The 18,224-nt window shown below is 58.7% G+C and carries 16 protein-coding genes and 1 other RNA gene; 6 read left to right on the plus strand and 11 right to left on the minus strand.

Annotated features, from left to right (window positions below; translation table 11 throughout):
• Nucleotides 1-44: 44 nt before the first annotated feature.
• Nucleotides 45-650 (minus strand): recombination mediator RecR, encoded by a 606-nt coding sequence (recR, locus tag QSV77_RS13040; RefSeq protein ID WP_137085629.1) that lies wholly within the window; start codon nt 648-650, stop codon nt 45-47.
• Nucleotides 651-687: 37 nt separating this feature from the next.
• On the opposite strand from recR, the gene QSV77_RS13045 reads away from it, so the two are divergent.
• The gene (locus tag QSV77_RS13045; RefSeq protein ID WP_302733742.1) at nt 688-1,335 is read left to right on the plus strand and encodes an MOSC domain-containing protein; all 648 of its coding nucleotides are present in this window, start codon (nt 688-690) and stop codon (nt 1,333-1,335) included.
• Nucleotides 1,336-1,390: 55 nt separating this feature from the next.
• Here QSV77_RS13045 and QSV77_RS13050 read toward each other — a convergent pair whose 3' ends face one another.
• The 3 genes from QSV77_RS13050 to ffs all read right to left on the minus strand — a co-directional run bounded on the left by QSV77_RS13050 (nt 1,391) and on the right by ffs (nt 3,793).
• Nucleotides 1,391-1,714, minus strand: a complete 324-nt coding sequence (locus QSV77_RS13050; RefSeq protein WP_269700585.1) for a YbaB/EbfC family nucleoid-associated protein — start codon at nt 1,712-1,714, stop codon at nt 1,391-1,393.
• Between the two features lie 27 nt (nt 1,715-1,741).
• Nucleotides 1,742-3,616: a DNA polymerase III subunit gamma/tau gene (locus tag QSV77_RS13055; RefSeq protein WP_302733743.1), complete on the minus strand. Its 1,875-nt coding sequence runs from the start codon at nt 3,614-3,616 to the stop codon at nt 1,742-1,744.
• A gap of 80 nt (nt 3,617-3,696) precedes the next feature.
• Nucleotides 3,697-3,793, minus strand: an RNA gene (ffs, locus tag QSV77_RS13060) — signal recognition particle sRNA small type.
• Nucleotides 3,794-3,858: 65 nt separating this feature from the next.
• Between ffs and QSV77_RS13065 the strand changes: the two genes are divergently transcribed.
• Both QSV77_RS13065 and nudC read left to right on the plus strand, forming a co-directional pair.
• A complete protein-coding gene (locus tag QSV77_RS13065) occupies nt 3,859-4,287 on the plus strand; it encodes an HIT domain-containing protein (RefSeq protein ID WP_175414535.1) in 429 nt (142 codons plus the stop codon).
• Nucleotides 4,288-4,289: 2 nt separating this feature from the next.
• Complete coding sequence (gene nudC, locus QSV77_RS13070; RefSeq protein WP_269700659.1) at nt 4,290-5,249, plus strand: NAD(+) diphosphatase; 960 nt, start codon at nt 4,290-4,292, stop codon at nt 5,247-5,249.
• A 17-nt stretch (nt 5,250-5,266) separates the two neighbouring features.
• On the opposite strand, the gene QSV77_RS13075 is transcribed toward nudC, so the two are convergent.
• Nucleotides 5,267-6,142: a prephenate dehydratase gene (locus QSV77_RS13075; RefSeq protein ID WP_302733744.1), complete on the minus strand. Its 876-nt coding sequence runs from the start codon at nt 6,140-6,142 to the stop codon at nt 5,267-5,269.
• An 11-nt stretch (nt 6,143-6,153) separates the two neighbouring features.
• Complete coding sequence (locus QSV77_RS13080; protein ID WP_142840741.1) at nt 6,154-6,909, minus strand: 3-deoxy-manno-octulosonate cytidylyltransferase; 756 nt, start codon at nt 6,907-6,909, stop codon at nt 6,154-6,156.
• Nucleotides 6,910-7,059: 150 nt separating this feature from the next.
• Between QSV77_RS13080 and QSV77_RS13085 the strand changes: the two genes are divergently transcribed.
• Nucleotides 7,060-7,635, plus strand: a complete 576-nt coding sequence (locus QSV77_RS13085) for a cytochrome c family protein (RefSeq protein ID WP_142840742.1) — start codon at nt 7,060-7,062, stop codon at nt 7,633-7,635.
• A gap of 78 nt (nt 7,636-7,713) precedes the next feature.
• Here the strand turns inward: QSV77_RS13085 and QSV77_RS13090 are convergent, their stop codons facing one another.
• From QSV77_RS13090 to QSV77_RS13100, 3 genes are all read right to left on the minus strand, one after another.
• Nucleotides 7,714-8,442: a sugar transferase gene (locus QSV77_RS13090; RefSeq protein ID WP_269700575.1), complete on the minus strand. Its 729-nt coding sequence runs from the start codon at nt 8,440-8,442 to the stop codon at nt 7,714-7,716.
• A gap of 289 nt (nt 8,443-8,731) precedes the next feature.
• Complete coding sequence (locus QSV77_RS13095; protein ID WP_142840744.1) at nt 8,732-11,035, minus strand: transglycosylase domain-containing protein; 2,304 nt, start codon at nt 11,033-11,035, stop codon at nt 8,732-8,734.
• Between the two features lie 145 nt (nt 11,036-11,180).
• Nucleotides 11,181-11,639 carry a YbaK/EbsC family protein gene (locus QSV77_RS13100; protein WP_302733745.1) on the minus strand — a complete coding sequence of 153 codons (459 nt, stop codon included), beginning with the start codon at nt 11,637-11,639 and terminating at the stop codon, nt 11,181-11,183.
• Nucleotides 11,640-12,117: 478 nt separating this feature from the next.
• On the opposite strand from QSV77_RS13100, the gene QSV77_RS13105 reads away from it, so the two are divergent.
• Nucleotides 12,118-12,327 carry a cold-shock protein gene (locus QSV77_RS13105; RefSeq protein ID WP_046799124.1) on the plus strand — a complete coding sequence of 70 codons (210 nt, stop codon included), beginning with the start codon at nt 12,118-12,120 and terminating at the stop codon, nt 12,325-12,327.
• Between the two features lie 409 nt (nt 12,328-12,736).
• On the opposite strand, the gene QSV77_RS13110 is transcribed toward QSV77_RS13105, so the two are convergent.
• Together QSV77_RS13110 and QSV77_RS13115 are read right to left on the minus strand one after the other, a co-directional pair.
• Nucleotides 12,737-14,128, minus strand: coding sequence for a dipeptidase (locus QSV77_RS13110; RefSeq protein WP_269700569.1), 1,392 nt, complete (start codon nt 14,126-14,128; stop codon nt 12,737-12,739).
• A gap of 241 nt (nt 14,129-14,369) precedes the next feature.
• Nucleotides 14,370-14,804: a MarR family winged helix-turn-helix transcriptional regulator gene (locus QSV77_RS13115; protein ID WP_046799126.1), complete on the minus strand. Its 435-nt coding sequence runs from the start codon at nt 14,802-14,804 to the stop codon at nt 14,370-14,372.
• 414 nt (nt 14,805-15,218) lie between these two features.
• Here QSV77_RS13115 and polA point away from each other — a divergent pair, with 414 nt between their 5' ends.
• On the plus strand, nt 15,219-18,218 hold the full coding sequence (polA, locus tag QSV77_RS13120; protein WP_302733746.1) for a DNA polymerase I: 3,000 nt from the start codon (nt 15,219-15,221) through the stop codon (nt 18,216-18,218).
• Nucleotides 18,219-18,224: the final 6 nt, after the last annotated feature.

Genomic DNA, 18,224 nt, shown 5'->3' on the forward strand with positions numbered 1-18,224 from the left:
CGCATTCGGTCTCCTCTTTGGGTCGCGGGGAGTGAAGGAAGGTGTCAGATCGTCGTGCGGGCCCGAAGCGCCGCCGTCAATGTGCCTTCGTCGAGATAATCCAGCTCGCCGCCCACCGGCACGCCATGCGCAAGCCGGGTGATCTTTATGCCGAGATCGGAGAGGCGGTCGGTGATATAGTGGGCGGTTGCCTGCCCCTCCACTGTCGCATTGACGGCGATGATAAGCTCGCGAATGCCACCGACGCTGACACGGTCGATCAGCCCCTTGATGTTCAGATCTTCCGGCCCCACACCGTCGAGCGGCGACAGCGTGCCGCCCAGCACATGATAGGCGGTGTTCATGGCGCCGGCCCGCTCCAGCGCCCACAAATCCGAAACATCCTCGACAACGATGATGACCGACTGGTCGCGCCGGTCGTCGGCGCAAACGGTGCAGGGGTCGATGGTATCGACATTGCCGCAGCAGGAGCAGATTTTCACCTTGTCATAGGCCTCGCCCATGGCGTGGCCCAGCGGCCCGAGAAGCTGCTCCTTCTTTTTGATGAGGTGCAGCGCCGCCCGCCGCGCCGAGCGGGGGCCAAGCCCCGGCACTTTTGCCAGAAGCTGGATCAGTTTTTCGATTTCAGGACCGGTGACTCGTTTTGCCATGAGCGCTTTCTACTGCATAAATCGGGAAACGGGAATCATGAAGCACGAAGGGCAGTTCATGAAAATACAGGCGGTGTGCCGGGGCGAGGCCAAAAAACTGCCGGGAAAGACGATGAAGACGGGCATCTTCAAACATCCCGTTCAAGGCCCGGTCATGGTGGATGCCGAGGGCATTGTTAGCGATGCCGTGTGCAATCGCAAACATCATGGCGGGCCGGATCAGGCGATTTACGTCATGGGCTCCATTGATCTCGACTTCTGGTCCCGGATATTGGGCTTTGTGGTCGAGCCCGGATTTTTCGGCGAAAACCTCGTCCTGGAGGGTGTCGACAGCGCGAAACTCAATGTCGGCGACAGGTTCTCAGCCAGCGAAGTCGTGCTGGAGGTAACCGCTGCCCGCATTCCCTGCGCTACGCTCTCGGCCCGGATCGGCGATCCCGATTTCGCCCCGCGCTTCAAGCAGGCGGGCCAGCCGGGTTTTTATTGCCGGGTGCTGAAAGGCGGGATGCTTGCCGCCGGCGAGGATATCGCCTTCGAACCCTATCAGGGAACGAAACTGCCGATACCAACTATTCTCCAGAGCTTTCGTCCCATGCAGCTGAATGCAGCCGAGCGCATGGCCTATCTGGAAACGCCGCTTGCCAGCCGGTTCCGCGCGATGCTGGAGGCCCAAACTCTGCCTTGAGACGAGGACGGCAAATGCTCAACAACGTTTCGCCATCCTGTCAGTCGATATGATATCAGAACGGCAACTTCATGCCTGGTGGCAGCGGCAGACCGGCGGTCAGGCCAGCCATCTTTTCCTGCGCCTGTGCTTCGCCCTTTCCCTTGGCGTCCTTATGGGCCGCCACGATCAGGTCCTCGAGAATTTCCACCTCTTCTTCCTTCAACAGCGAAGGATCGATTTTCAGGCTGCGCATTTCGCCCTTGCCGTTGAGAACGACGGTCACCAGACCGCCGCCGGCCCTGCCTTCGACTTCAAGGGCGGCGATTTCTTCCTGCACCTTTTCCATCTTGGACTGCATTTCCTTGACCTTGCCCATCATGCCCATGATGTCACGCATGTGCCAAACTCCTGTTTTTGTTGTATATTAAAACTCGATGTCGTCGCCGGGAAGGATGTCGCCTTCGCTCGATTCGGCAACCGATGGAGGAGCGATCTCGTCCGCCTCGTCCTGTTCGACCGCCCTGATGCGCACGTCGGTGATCTTTGCGCCGGGGAATTGCTGGAGAATGGCCACGACGTCGGGATCCTGCCTCGCATCGACAAGGCGGGCGTCGCGGGCGTTGCCCTCGGCCTCCACCAGGGTCGGCTGGCCCTCTTCCTTGCTGAGGCTGACGATCCAGTGGATACCGGTCCACTCCTTCAGCCTCACGCCAAGCTCGCCGGGCAGGGAGCCGGGGGCACCATCGCCAAGGCGCATATCGAGCCGGCCTGGTTCCAGCCGGACCAGCCGCACAAAGTTGCGCACCTTCGCCCGCATGACGGGATCGCGATTTTTCTGGCAGAGATCGGCAATATCCTGCATCGAATTGACCGGAACCTTCGGCTCCGGCCGTTCTTCGCTCTTCGGTGCGGCGATCTGCATGTCGTGCGGGCGGCTATCGGGAACGGCGCGCAACATCGCAGACGTCTGTGGTGTTGCAGGGCGCTGGGCGGGAAGATCGACGGGTCTTGCCGCAGCCACGGTTTGCGTTGACGAATAGGCCCGCGCCCCGCCACCATTGCCGCCGCCCGAAGGCGCGCCGTTGGCATAGCCGCCATCACCGTTGGAAAGCTCAAGCAGCCGCCGCGCCGCATCTTCGGGCGCAGGCAGATTGGCGGCATGCGAAAGCCGGATCAGCACCATTTCGGCAGCACCCGCAGGCCGCGAAGCATTTTCCGTTTCCGGAATGCCCTTCAGCAGCATCTGCCAGATGCGCGACAGCGCGGTTACCGCGATGGTTTCGGCAAATTCCGCGCCACGCACACGTTCGATCTCGGAAAGAGAAGGATCGTCTGCCGCGTCAGGCACATATTTCATGCGGGTGACAAGGTGGGTGAAATCGGCAAGGTCGTTCAACACCACGACGGGGTTCGCGCCCGCCTCATATTGGCCGTTGAATTCCGAAAGGGCTGCCGCGACATCGCCTTTGACGACATGCTTGAAAAGATCGACGATGCGCGCCCGGTCGGCGAGGCCCAGCATACCGCGCACGGCTTCGGCCTCCACGCGGCCGCCGCCATGGGCAATTGCCTGATCGAGCAGGGAAAGGCCGTCACGTGCCGAACCCTCGGCTGCACGGGCGATCATCGACAGTGCCTGCGGCTCAGCCTCAAAACCTTCCTTGCCGGCGATGGCGGTGAAAAGGCCGACGAGATCGGCAGCGCTGATGCGGCGCAGGTCGAAGCGTTGGCAGCGCGACAGAACGGTGATCGGAACCTTGCGAATTTCGGTGGTCGCGAAGATGAATTTCACATGCTCCGGCGGCTCTTCAAGAGTCTTTAGAAGACCGTTGAAGGCCTGCGTCGACAGCATGTGCACTTCGTCGATGATATAGACCTTGTAGCGCGCCGAGACCGGGCGGTAACGCACCTGCTCGATGATCTCGCGGATATCGTCAATGCCGGTATGGGAGGCCGCGTCCATCTCGATCACGTCGACATGTCGGCCTTCCATGATCGCCTGGCAATGTTCGCCGGGGATACGCAGATCGATGGTCGGCTTGTCGATGGTGTCGGTCTTGTAATTCAGCGCGCGGGCGAGAATGCGGGCTGTGGTGGTCTTGCCCACGCCGCGGACGCCGGTCAGCATATAGGCCTGTGCGATGCGGCCGGTCTCGAACGCATTGGTCAGCGTGCGGACCATCGGCTCCTGGCCGACCATCAGATCGGAAAAATCCTTCGGGCGATATTTGCGCGCCAGTACCCGATAACCAGTCCCGACCTGGGATTCGCTTGTGGTGGTGGGTACGGTGTCGCTCATTGCCTCGCCAGTTTGTTTTGCCAGTTTGTCTTGGGGCGCTGAACTGGCCCGGCGAAAGCTGAGCACGTCTTTTAAAAAAGGTGGGAGGCTGGCACGGCGACCCGTGCCGGGCTCGTTAGGGCTGCTTCCTTCCGGACCTGACCCGGTTGGCGAGTGGCTCGTCCACCACCAACCTCCCGGGGCCACATATCGGCAATATCGACAGCAAATGCAAGCCAAGCCTTCAAAAAACTGCTATCACAATGAAAACAAACATGGAGGACACCTTGGAGACATTCCGGCTGGACGACAGGCTGGCACGCGATAGCGTGCTTGTGACGCGTTTGGGGCTATGCGAATTGCGTTTGCAGAATGACAGCCGCTGGCCCTGGCTGGTGCTGGTGCCGCAGCGAGACGGTGTCAGCGAATTGTTCGATCTCACCCCGCTCGATCAGGCCATGTTGACATTTGAGACCAATCTCGTCGCCGCTGCGCTGAAAGAAGTCACAGGGGCCATCAAGATCAATGTCGGTGCGCTGGGCAATATCGTCCGGCAGCTTCATGTTCATATTATCGCCCGCAACGAAGGCGACACCTGCTGGCCCGGCCCCATCTGGGGGCACGGAACGCCGGTGCCTTATGCGGCGGGTGAAAAGGAAACTTTGATGAAAAAAATCTCCGGCGCGCTCTGATGATGTCAATGACGATTTTCGAAACCAACGCCCCCCATCCCGAAGCAAGCCTGCTGACAGCCTTTTCAAAAAATGCCCTCGACCGTTTCGCCGAGAAGCGGACGGAAGAGTGCGTTGCCGATGCGCTGAAAATCGATGGCACCCATATTTTTGCTTTCTCCGGTAACCGGCTTGTCCTGAAGCACGATGATCAGGTCATCGATCCGCTGTTCTCCGCCTATGAACTGGCCGAGTTGCAGCCGGATTTCGACAATGCCGTGCTGCTTGGATACCGTGAGACCGGTGAGCCGAGAATAGCCGTGCCGGTTGCCGTCGCCGAAGACCGTCTGGCGAGCCATTACAAGCTCGCCGACGCCCGTACGCTTTACCGCGATCATCTGCTCGATGAGGAATTGCTCAGTGAAGTTGCTCAGGCTGTCAGTCTCACGCACTGGAATGGTGACAATCGCTTTTGTGGCAAGTGCGGCGGCAGCATGGAGCTGCGAATCGGTGGCTACAAGCGCATCTGCGCCGCCTGCAACCACACTATTTTTCCGCGAACCGATCCTGTCGTCATCATGATGACGATCGATATCGAGCGTGATCTTTGCCTGCTTGGTCGTGGCGCCCATTTTGCGCCGGGCATGTATTCCTGCCTCGCCGGCTTCGTTGAACCGGGTGAAACCATCGAGCAGGCCGTCCGCCGCGAAACGCATGAGGAATCCGGTGTCGACATCGGCCGCGTGCGCTATCACGCCTCCCAGCCGTGGCCGATGCCGCATACGCTTATGATCGGCTGTTATGCCGAAGCGCTGTCTTTCGATATCGCCCGTGACGAGATCGAACTGGAGGATTGCCGGTGGTTTACGCGCACCGAGGTGGCCGCGATGCTGGAGACAGCGACGGGCGAAGGCTTTTCCGCCCCTCCGGGCGGCGCCATCGCGCACCGGCTGATGCGCGACTGGGTGGAATGGACGAAATGAACCGCGTTGCGGCAGGCTCAGCTCTGGTTGAGCTTGCCGCGCATTGCATGGCCCTTGTAGACGCCGAGAATACGGACTTTTTCTGAGAAGAAGCGCAACTCGTCCAGCGCATGCCGTACCGGCTCGTCATCCGGATGGCCTTCGATATCGGCATAGAACTGCGTCGCGACGAATTTTCCACCGAGCTGATAGCTCTCCAGCTTCGTCATGTTGATGCCGTTCGTCGCAAAGCCGCCCATGGCCTTGTAGAGCGCGGCCGGAATGTTGCGGACGTTGAAAACAAAGGTGGTGACGATGATTTCGTCGGTAGATCTGTCGTCAGACTGGCGTTTGGCCCAGTTTTCATCACGCGACAGCACGACGAAACGGGTGACGTTGTTTTCCGAATCCTCGACATTTTCGGCCAGAATATCGAGACCATAGAGATCAGCCGCAAGGCGTGGTGCGAGCGCTGCCATGCTGCGGTCACCCTTTTCCGAAACCTGCTTGGCCGCACCCGCGGTGTCGCCGGCGATAACCGGTTTCCAGCCGTTGGAGCGGATGATCTTGCGGCACTGGCCCAGCGCATGAATGTGGCTGTGGACGGTGCGAATCTCGTCTTTTTTTACACCCGGCATGACCATCAGCTGGAAGCGGATCGGCATGAAATATTCACCGATGATATGCAGGCGCGATTCCGGCAGCAGATGGTGAATATCGGCGACACGGCCGGCCAGCGTATTTTCGATCGGGATCATGCCGAGATCGGCTTCGCCATTTTCAATAGCGTTGAAGGCGTCCTCGAACGTCGGACACGGCAGAGGCTCCATATCCGGGAACATGTCGCGGCAGGCCATGTCGGAATTCGCGCCGAATTCGCCCTGAAAGGCAATGCGATTTGTGCTCAAGGTCATGACATTATCCGTTAGAGAGTTCTGCTTGCAAGAATGCTGCGGGCTTTTTCGAGGTCGTGCGGCGTGTCGACGCCGAGCGGCACGGAGCGGACGATTTCCGCATCAATGCGCATGCCCGCTTCCAGCGCCCGCAACTGTTCCAGCCGCTCGCGCTTCTCCAGCGGCGAGGGCGGAAGGCTCACGAATGTCTCAAGTGCGGCGCGGCGATAGGTGTAAAGCCCGATATGGTGATAAAGCGGGCCGTCGCCAGAAGGCGCGGTCGCACGCGTAAAATAAAGGGCGCGCAGCCGAGTTTCGGAGAGCGGGCTGCCCACGACTTTCACGACGTTCGGATTGGTTTTTTCGTCTTCGTCAGTGATTTCCACTGTCAGCGTGGCAATGTCGACGGCGGGGTTCTCGAGCGGGCGCAGAGAGGCGCGGATCGTCTCCGCCTCGATGGTCGGCAGATCGCCCTGCACGTTTATGACGTATTCGGCGTTGCCGTGAGGATCGGCCTTTTGCAGCGCTTCGAAGATGCGATCCGAACCGGACTGGTGGTCGTCCCGGGTCATCATCACGTCGAAACCGGCATTTTGAACCGCCGAAAAAACCTGTTCGTCATCGACAGCAACGACGATTCGTTCGGCACCCGCTTCTCGTGCACGCAACGCCACCTGAACGATCATCGGCTTGCCGCCAATATCCGCAAGCGGTTTGCCCGGCAGGCGTGTGGATGCCATCCGCGCCGGTATGAGGACGACAGCTTTCTCGAAATCCCGATTCTTCATCCGACACCCTTCAAATCCCGTCCGAAAAGTGTCAAAACGTCACGGAGTGGGGACCATTATTCAAGTTGCGCAGGCTGTGCAAAAGCCATAGCTTTCGAGTAATTTCAAGATGCCCGGTTATATGGAGCGGATGCGAGGGAGCGCATATAGATGAATTCTTATGTAAATATGGGCGTTGGGGCGTTGCTGGGTACGGTTTTTGTCCTGATGTCGGTGTCAATTGCTTCTGAGGGCATTTTTCATGCGCCTACGCCCGAGAAGGAAGGTTACGCCATTGCTGCCGCAGAAAGCGGCGGTGAAGCAGCCGGCGGAGAAACGGCTGCCGCAGCGACGCCAATCGCGCAATTGCTTGCGAACGCCGACGCTGCCAAGGGCGAAACGGTCTTCAAGAAGTGTACGAGCTGTCATACCGGAGAGAGTGGTGGTGCAAACAAGGTCGGCCCCAATCTCTTCGATATCGTCAACCGGCCGATCGCCAGCCACGAAGGTTTCAGCTATTCCGCAGGCATGAAGGATTTCTCCAAGGGCGGTTCCGTGCATTGGGATTACGATCATCTCAGCTTCTTTCTCGAAGCTCCCAAGAAACACGTTCCCGGAACGGCCATGGGTTTTGCGGGTGTGAAGAAAGAAACCGAAAGAGCCGATCTGATCGCTTATCTGCGTACGCTGTCGGCAAACCCGGCACCGCTGCCGGATCCGGCAGCTGCTCCCGCGCCGACGAACTGACGCAAATCTGATTCATACAAAAAAGCCCGGCAGCGATGCCGGGCTTTTTCATTCTGTGGCATGGCAGCTCTTAAACGATCAGAAGCCCTTGCCGCCACGCAATTCGGAAATCACGGTTCCGACCATGATCCTGATGTCCAGCCAGACCGAAAAATTGTCGACGTAATAGAGATCGGAAACAATCCGTGCCCGCGCCTTGTCACTACGATCCGTAGGGCCGCGCAGCCCGCGCATCTGTGCAAGGCCTGTAATGCCTGGCCGCATCTGGTGCCGCATATGATAATGAGGAACCAGCTCTTCATAAGGCCGGCCGGCCGCCAGCATGCCGATGGCATGGCAGCGCGGGCCCACTAGCGACATGTCGCCTTTCAGCACATTGATAAGCTGTGGCAATTCATCGATGTTGGTGCGGCGGAGAACGGCGCCGATGCGGGTTATGCGCGGGTCGTTCTTCACCGTTTGTGCCACGCCGGTGGCGTCGCCCAGTTCGGTCCGCATTGAGCGAAATTTATAGACGCGGATTTTTCGCCCGTTCATGCCCCAGCGGATTTGCGAGAACAGGACTGGCCCCTTGCTGTCCAATTTCACCAGCGCCGCAACCGTCAGCAATACGGGCGCCAGCGCGACAAGGGCGATGGACGCCCCTGCAATGTCGATTGTTCTTTTGAGCGCGAACTGGCCGCGCTGCAACGCAGATGGGTTTTTTTCTAAAAAGGAAGTCTGCATTTCCGCCGTTTCGAAACTGGCGGCCGCAGGATAGGGAGCACCGTAAAAAACGGCATGCGATGAGCCTTTAGTACCCAGCATAATATGGAACCCTGAAAAGTTATTTTGAAACAAGAAAATTAATTTATATGAACAATTAATAATTCATTTACCGTAAAAAGTCACCCGAAATGTAGCCGCCTCGGCGCAAAAGGCAATCTAGGGTTAATGTTGGTGCACGCATATGTTGCGGCTTTAGGGCGTCTCCGCTCATGGATGCGGATTTGAAGCACCAAGCCTCTGGAAAACCGGGGACTTTGCGGAAAGTGAGCCTATGGCTGCCGAACCTACTATCGGTCATTAAACCGGCCGGCTCATACCCGATGCGGGGTCAATTTCCCATCAGAATGTCGAGCAGGGTCGTCTGTTTCGGTCCGGATGTCGCAGGGGATTGACCGCCTATATCCGCTGGCGGCACAGGTCCATTGCCGGCCTGATAGCCGGGTTCGATGTCGCGGGAAGGGATGTTCGCCGGCGGCATGGCCATGCCCGGCTGATTCGGGTTCGGCGAAGCGGGTGCATCGGGATAGGCGCGGGGGTCCGTTGTTCCGCCGCCCAGCGCATTGGAAATGATGTCGCCGATGGAAGAGGGCGCGTTTTCGGGCGCCGGTTGCTGCATTTCCCCAAGCGGCGGCACGGCACCTGCGCCAAGGCCGAAGAGTGGCGAAGGCGAAAGCCCGGAATGGGCGGCGGTCATGAAATCCTTCCAGGCTCTTGCCGGAAGACCGCCACCGGTAACCTTTTTCATCGAGGTGCCGTCGTCATTGCCGAACCAGACGCCCGTGGTCAGATTGCTTGTGTAGCCGACAAAAAGTGCGTCGCGAAAGGATTGGGTGGTGCCGGATTTTCCCGCTGCCTGCCAGCCTTGCAGGCGTGCGGCCTTGCCTGTGCCTTCGGTAATGACGCGCGACAGCATACTGTTCATGGTCGCGGCGATTTCCTCGCTCAGTACACGCGGCGGATTGTCGTATTTGTTTTCGTAAAGCACCTTGCCATCGGCATCGGTGATACGCTTGACGATATGCGGCGTCGCCTTATAGCCGCCATTCATGAAAGGTGCGTAGGAAGCGGTCAGCTCCATCAGTGACACTTCCGAGGTACCGAGTGCGATGGAGGCATTGTTCTGCAGCTCCGATTCGATGCCCATGCGATGCGCCACCTGCGTCACCCGGTCAGGGCCAACTTCCATCACCAGCTGTGCGGCTATCGTGTTCAGCGAATTGGCGAGTGCTGTGGCGAGTGTCACTTCGCCACGGAATTTCTTCTCGTAATTTTCCGGGGTCCAGTTGCCGATGCGGACCGGTGCGTCGTTGCGAATGGTGTAAGGGGTAAGCCCCGATTCGAGCGCGGCCACATAAACAAAGGGTTTGAAGGCCGAACCGGGTTGGCGTTTCGCCTTGGCGGCACGGTTGAACTGGCTTTCGGCATAATCAGCCCCGCCGACGACGGCCCGGATCGCGCCCGTGCCATCGATGGAGACCAGCGCCGCCTGCGAAGCGCCCTGCTTCTTGCCATCACCCTGCAATATATGGGTCAGCGCCTTTTCGGCGTCGCGTTCAAGATTGGGGTCGATGGTCGTATCGACGACGATGTCCTGCTTGACCTCGCCAACCAGGCTGCGCACTTCCTCCAGAACCATATCGGCGGCGTAATGTTCGGCGCCGGACCAGAAACGTTTCGCCTTGGTTGGCGGCTGCGACATGGCAGTCTTGATTTCATCGTCCGTGATGAAGCCGACATCGCGCATGGATTGCAGCACGACCTGCGCCCGCTCTTCCGCTGCCTGCGGATCACGTGCGGGTGAAAGGCGCGACGGGGCCTTCAGAAGCCCGGCAAGCATTGCCGCTTCGCCCAGATTGACGTCGCGCGCGGATTTGTTGAAGTAGCGCCGGGAAGCCGCCTCGACGCCATAGGCATTGGACCCGAAATAGACGCGATTGAGATACATCGCGAGAATCTGGTCCTTGGTAAATTCATGCTCCAGCCAGAACGACAAAAGCACTTCCTGAACCTTGCGCTCCAGCGTCCGGTCGGGAGAGAGGAACAGGTTTTTCGCCAGCTGCTGCGTCAGCGTCGAGCCGCCTTGCACTGTTCGCCCCGTCAGCACATTCGTCACGATTGCACGGCCGAGACCCAGCGGATCGATACCGAAATGCGAATAAAACCGCCGATCCTCGATCGCCATGACGGCCTGGGGAATATAAGGCGACATGTCTTCCAGCGCGAGCGCCTCGCCGCCTGTCGTGCCGCGATTGGCAAGCACGCTGCCATTGACCGAAACGATCTTCACATTCGGCGGGCGTTCGGGAATGGACCAGCTGCTGGCGCTTGGCATGCGTGCGCCATAATAAAGGACAAGTCCGGCAACGCCGATACCGCCCCAGATGCCGAGTACGATGCACCAGTAAAAGAGGGAGCGGACGATGCCCGTCGCACCGCGGCCGGAAGAATTGCGTGAGCGCTTTTCTTTTTTCTGCGATTTGGCGCGACCGGTGGTGGCCTTCGGTTTTCTGGCGGGCTGTTTTGCGGTTCCGCTGATGCGTTCGCTGGCGTCGAGGCGCAGGTCATCGCCGGACTCGTGGAAATCCCCGAAGGAAGGTTCTACCCGATCGCGTGATTTGCCCTTGCCTGCCATCCAGCCGAAATTGCTCCTTAATTCACGAGACCGCGCATCCATATGACCTTCAGGCTTCTATGCCAGCGCGATCCTTAATCCAGGATGAAGAGTTTAAATGCGGCAATTTAAGGCGGGGTTAAGCCCAGACGGGATCAAATCGCCGTCATTGGCAGACGTCGACCCATTCCGCTCCCGTCAATTCAGCCATGGCACCGGGCGAAATCCGCACCGCCGCATTGGTGGCGCCGGCTGCCGGCACTACCTCGTCATAGTTTTTCAGCGATATATCGCAGAACACCGGCAGAGGTGAGGGCAGCCCGAAAGGGCACACGCCGCCGATGGGATGGCTGGTCACCGCAACCACGTCTTCCGGCCCCAGCATGCGCGGCTTGGCGCCGAAATGATCACGGAATTTCCGGTTGTCCAGCCGCTTCGTCCCGGCGGTGACGACGAGAAGAATGGTATCGTCGGCCTTCAGGCAGATTGTTTTGGCAATCTGGTCCGGCTCGACGCCATGCGCTTCGGCAGCCAGTGCGACGGTCGCCGAACTGGCTTCCGTTTCGATAACGGTCACTTCCGGCAATTTCTCGGTGAAGAAGGCTCTCACGGATTCGATAGTCATGCGTATTTATTAGGCGGTAAGCGAGCGAGCTTCAAGACACCAGGAGATAGCTATGCATTTTGTGCAATGCTGCGCTGCGATGAAGTGTCTGTTTTTTGAGCTGATATCCTGTATGTTCAAACCATCGAAGCGACGCACTCCTCCTCCCAGCGTCGCCCGATTGGACTGACAATACTCCTCCTCCCAATTGTCAGTCAGTTTCAAGAACCCGGCGCACCTCCTCCCGCGCCGGGTTTTTGCTATTTAAAGCCCTGTTTTCAGCGGCTTCGGTTTGGCCGCGCTTCACAAAGATCACACCGTTTTTCAAAGAAACTTGACTTTTAGCCCCTGCCAACCTAGGTGTTCGCCCATCGATATTTGTTTGACGACCAGAGCTTCGGCGCCTTTTCGGGTGCACACGACGATCTTTCCTTCAAATTCGACCCAAGACCGCACTGCGCGCAGTGCAAATACAATTTGCCAACGGAAGGAAATCGTTATGGCGACTGGTACAGTAAAGTGGTTCAACGCAACCAAGGGCTACGGCTTCATTCAGCCTGACGACGGTTCGCAGGACGTATTCGTGCACATCTCCGCTGTTGAGCGCGCTGGTCTGACCGCCCTCAACGACGGTCAGAAGCTCTCCTACGAGCTGATGCAGGATCGCCGCTCGGGCAAGATGTCCGCAGGCGAACTCGTCGTTTCCTGATAAGCGCTTTGGCCCCCACGGGTCATTGACATGAATGGAAAGGCCGGATTTTTCCGGCCTTTTTCTTTTGGAGGACGGTCCTGAACCGGCTGGCCTTGAAAAGAACGGATCGCATACCAATATAGGGTTCAACAGTGTTTCGGATGAAAACTGTCGGGCGGGCATTTTGATAATGCCGCTGTGATCGCGTTAACCAAAGATTAACCGAAACAGCTGATCCTGACGGTGAAAGCAGCGTCGACATGATCGACGCGCTCTGAAGCATCAGACCGTTGAACGCTTTGACCACGGATGTACTGGCATTGACGAAAAACGGATGGAAAGGTCGGGCTTGCCCGGCCTTTTTGTTTTTGAGCGCCAAAAGCAGGAAAAGGAGGAGCCGGGTAGCCGACGCTTCCTCTTTTCTTGGTTATTTTGCCGCCAGCGCGTCGAGAATGCGGACCCAGGAGCGGATGCCCTTGTGGAAGGACTGCAGGTCGTATTTTTCATTGGGCGAATGAATGCGGTCGTCGGTGAGGCCGAAGCCGACAAGCAGCGAATCCATGCCCAGCATCTTCTGGAAATCACCGACGATGGGGATCGAGCCGCCCATGCCGATGACGACGGCGGGATTTGGCCACTCGTCCGAAAGGGCGTTTTTGGCCTTGGTCAGCACCGGTGAATCGTAGGAAAGCTGGATGGCTGGCGATGCGCCATGCTCATGAAACTCCACCGAGCAATCCGCCGGGATTTTCGATCGCACGTAAGCCCGGAAGCTCTCGCGAATGGCTGCGGGGTTCTGTTCGCCAACCAGACGGAAAGACACCTTGGCGGAAGCTTTTGCGGCGATCACGGTTTTGAAGCCGTCGCCGGTATAGCCGCCGATAATGCCGTTGACTTCCGCCGTCGGCCGCGCCCAGGTCTGCTCCAGCACGGTGCGGCCTTTTTCGCCCGAGGGAACCGACAGGCCGACTTCACCGAGGAAGGCTTCCGCCGTGCGCCCCAGCGTTTCCCAGGAGGCCTTGATGTTGGCAGGCGTTTCCTCCACGCCGTCATAGAAGCCGGAAAGTGTGACACGGCCGGTTTCGTCATGCAGACCGGCCAAAATATCGGTGAGAATGTGGATCGGATTTGCCGCCGCACCGCCGAACAGGCCGGAATGCAGATCACGGTCAGCCGCGGTGATGACGATTTCTTCACCGACGAGGCCGCGAAGGGCGGCGGCAATGGCGGGCGTATCGCGATCCCACATGCTTGTATCGCAGACCAGTGCATAATCGGCCTTCAGCTCATCTGCATTGGCTTCGAGGAACGGCTTCAGCGAGGGGGAGCCGGATTCCTCTTCGCCTTCAAAGAGGATGGTGACACGCACCGGCAGGCCGCCATTGACGGCTTTGTAAGCCCGGCAGGCTTCCACGAAGGTCATCAGCTGGCCCTTGTCGTCAGCCGTTCCACGGCCGGTAATCACCTGACGGCCAGCGCCGATATCCTTGATCGCCGGCTCGAATGGATCATTTTCCCAGAGATTGAGCGGATCGACCGGCTGCACATCGTAATGCCCGTAAAAAAGCACATGTGGTGCGTCCTTGGTGGCTGCATCGTGATGCGCCACCACCATCGGATGACCGGCCGTATCGCGAACGGAAGCCTCAAAGCCCAGTGAGGAAAGCGTTCTGACCAGCCATTCCGCCGCCTTGCGGCATTCCGCCTTATAGGCGGGGTCCGTGGAAATCGACGGAATGCGCACCAGTTCGAACAGCCGCTCGAGGCTGGATGTAAGATTGTCGTCGGCGGTGGAAAGAATGGGGGAAACGTCTGTCATCGCTGATCCTGTCATGTCTGTCGTGACCCGGCGATGGACGAGGCATCCGGGCATCGCGCATCGCGTGGGAACAAGGGGCTGACGTGTCGTGAATCGCCAAACGTGCAGCCGCCGGAACGATAGAGCAGTTCAGGAAAACTGCGAAGCGGTTTTACATCCGAAATTACGCATAAACAAAACCCCGGACCCTCAGCGATGACGGGTCTCAGAGCAGATGAGCAGCGGTTTCAAGTTGCGAATGCTATTTCGCTTTTTTTGCGCTTTCGATCGCCCGGCGCATATATTCCAGCAGAAGCTGTCTTTCGAAACGACGGAAATCCTTAAGCAGCGTCTCTTCGGTGGCCTCGGAGGCTGCAATGGCATTCGCCTCCAGATCCCTGCCGCGCTGGGTCAGCTCGATGATCTGGGCGCGGCGGTCGCTGGGATGGGATTTGCGGATGATCAGCCCGTCGCGCTCCATACGTGAGAGCGTATTGGCAAGCGTTGCCTGCTCGACGTCGATTCTATCGAGCAATTGCCGCTGCGTCAGGCCTTCCTCATGCCATAGCTCGATGAGGATGGGGAATTGCCCGGGGGAAAAACCAAGGGCAGCGGCTCTTTTTTGCAGCGCCATGGTAAATTCCCGCGCCATTTTCGTGGCGAGATAAATTGCCGATTCGTCCCGGGAAAATCCCATTCTTCCGTCCGTAGAGCATTTCCGCCGGCACATTCCGGCAATTAGATAGCGCGATATATATCGTATGATATGTTTGCGCCAGCCCGGAATCCGGCACAAAATAAAACCGCCATGGCCGGGAGGGATCGGCCATGGCGGTCATATTGGAGGACAAAGGCCCGGAGAGGGGGAAAGGCCTTTGTCCGGTCTGACGCGGCGGGGGACGAGCCAGCTATCAGACTACGGCGTGATCAGGCGCCGTCCCTTATGAAATGTGTCTCCAAATACGGCTTTTCAAGGGAGGAGCTGATTACAAATCGGTAACGTTCGGGTGAATTCTCAGCGCTTTTCGGGCGGTCTCGTTTCCAGTGCTTTGCGGTGTGTTGTGCGAAGTTTCGGTGGACGCCAAAACGGCCCCGCGCTATCCATATCGCCATGAAAAAAGGCGATCATCTCTTCCTCGTTGACGGCTCCGGTTTCATTTTCCGGGCCTTCCATGCCATTCCGCCGCTGAACCGCAAGTCGGACGGGCTGCCGGTCAACGCCGTCTCTGGCTTCTGCAACATGTTGTGGAAGCTCTTGAAGGATGCGCGCAACACCGATGTCGGCGTGACGCCAACACACTTCGCCGTTATTTTCGACTATTCGTCGAAAACATTCCGCAATGAACTTTATGATCTCTACAAGGCCAATCGTTCCGCGCCGCCGGAAGATCTGGTTCCGCAATTCGGCCTGATCCGCGAGGCGACACGCGCCTTCAACCTTCCCTGCATCGAGACCGAAGGCTTCGAGGCGGATGACATCATCGCCACCTATGCCCGCCAGGCGGAGGCGATTGGCGCCGATGTCACGATCATCTCTTCCGACAAGGATCTGATGCAGCTCGTCACGGCCAATGTGCATATGTACGATGCCATGAAGGACAAGCAGATCGGCATCCCTGACGTCATCGAAAAATGGGGCGTTGGCCCGGAAAAGATGATCGACCTGCAGGCGATGACCGGCGATTCCACCGATAATGTCCCGGGCATCCCTGGCATCGGGCCGAAGACTGCGGCGCAATTGCTGGAGGAATATGGCGATCTCGATACGCTGCTGGCGCGGGCGGGCGAAATCAAGCAGCAGAAGCGCCGGGAAAACATCATCGCCAACGCTGATCTTGCCCGTCTTTCCAGACAGCTCGTGGCGCTTAGAACCGATGTGCCGTTGGAGCAGTCTCTTGAGGCGCTGGTGCTTGAACCGCAGAACGGCCCGAAACTCATCGCTTTCCTGAAGGCGATGGAATTCACGACGCTGACCCGCCGCGTTGCCGAAGCGACCGACAGCGACGCCTCTGCCATCGACCCCGCCAATGTGCCGGTGCAGTGGGGGGCGGATGCCCATGGTCCCGATCTTGATGCGCCTGCTTCGGCAGTTGCCATTAGTGACGTGGCCGCCGGCGCAACTGCCGCCTCGGCTTCGCCCTCTGCTTCGGCGAGAAAGCTGACCGGGGAAGGCAACTCGCCGGCCGATCTCGCCGCCGCGCGCCAAGCGCTTTTTTCAGCCGCCAAGATCGATACGACCGCTTATACGACGATCAGAGACCTTGCAGAACTGGACCGCTGGATTGCTGCAGCCCGTGAGACCGGCGTCGTCGCCTTCGACACGGAAACGACGTCGCTTGATCCGATGCAGGCGGAACTTGTCGGTTTTTCGCTGGCCATCGCCGACAATGGCAAGGACGCCTCGGGCACCGATATCCGCGCTGCTTATGTTCCCTTGACGCACAAGACCGGCTCCGGCGGCGATCTTTTCAGCGATGGTATCAAGCTTGCCGAAGGGCAGGTGCCATTTGCCGAGGCGCTGGCGCGTTTGAAAAGCCTGCTTGAGGACCCGGCGGTTTTGAAAATCGCCCAGAACCTCAAATATGATTATCTGCTGATGAAACGCCATGGCGTCGTCATGCAGAGCTTCGACGATACCATGCTGATTTCTTATGTTCTCGAGGCCGGCAAGGCCACGCATGGCATGGATTCGCTGTCCGAACGCTGGCTCGGCCACACGCCGATCGCTTACAAGGATGTAGCGGGATCGGGCAAGTCGAGCGTCACCTTCGATTTCGTCGACATCGACAAGGCGACGGCTTACGCCGGGGAAGACGCGGATGTCACCCTGCGCCTCTGGATGGCCCTGAAACCCCGGCTCGCCGCCGAGCGCCTGACCAGTGTTTACGAGCGACTGGAGCGCCCTCTGGTGCCGGTTCTGGCGCATATGGAGGAACGCGGCATCACCGTTGACCGGCAGATCCTGTCGCGCCTTTCCGGTGAACTGGCGCAGAAGGCTGCCGCCTTCGAAGAGGAAATCTATGAGCTGGCGGGCGAGCGTTTCAACGTCGGATCGCCAAAACAGCTCGGCGATATTCTGTTCGGCAAGATGGGTTTGCCCGGCGGCTCCAAGACCAAGACCGGCCAATGGTCGACATCGGCGCAGGTTCTGGAAGATCTGGCGGCGGAAGGTGCAGAGCTGCCACGCAAGATCGTTGACTGGCGGCAGCTGACCAAGCTGAAATCGACCTATACGGATGCGCTGCCGGGATATATCCATCCCGAGACGAAACGGGTGCATACCTCATACGCGCTCGCTTCCACCACCACGGGGCGTCTGTCGTCCTCGGAACCGAACCTTCAGAACATACCGGTGCGCACGGCGGAAGGTCGCAAGATTCGCACGGCCTTCATCTCCACGCCCGGTCACAAGCTTCTGTCCGCTGACTATAGCCAGATCGAGCTGCGTGTGCTGGCTCACGTCGCCGATATTCCGCAACTACGCAACGCCTTTGAAAACGGCATCGACATCCATGCAATGACCGCATCGGAAATGTTTGGCGTGCCAGTGGAAGGCATGCCGTCGGAAGTGCGCCGCCGCGCCAAGGCCATCAATTTCGGCATCATCTACGGTATTTCGGCTTTCGGTCTCGCCAACCAGCTGAGCATCGCCCGCTCGGAGGCGGGCGAATATATCAAGAAATATTTCGAGCGGTTTCCCGGCATTCGCGATTACATGGAAGCGACCAAGGCTTTCGCCCGCGAAAACGGCTATGTCGAAACGATTTTCGGCCGCCGGGCGCATTATCCGGAAATCCGCTCTTCCAATCCTTCGGTGAAAGCCTTCAACGAACGGGCGGCCATAAATGCCCCGATCCAGGGTTCTGCCGCTGATATCATCCGCCGTGCGATGGTCCGTATCGAGCCGGCGCTGGAATCGGAGAAGCTCTCTGCCCGCATGCTTTTGCAGGTGCATGACGAACTCATCTTCGAAGTCGAAGAAGCGGAAATCGAAAAAACCCTGCCCGTCGTCGTCTCCGTGATGGAAAACGCGGCCATGCCGGCCATTTCCATGAAGGTGCCGTTGCAGGTGGATGCGCGTGCTGCGGAGAATTGGGACGAGGCGCATTGACCGGCC

Origin of the sequence: Agrobacterium sp. V1, from assembly GCF_030518355.1 — a bacterium.
Classification (GTDB): Bacteria; Pseudomonadota; Alphaproteobacteria; order Rhizobiales; family Rhizobiaceae; genus Agrobacterium; species Agrobacterium cucumeris.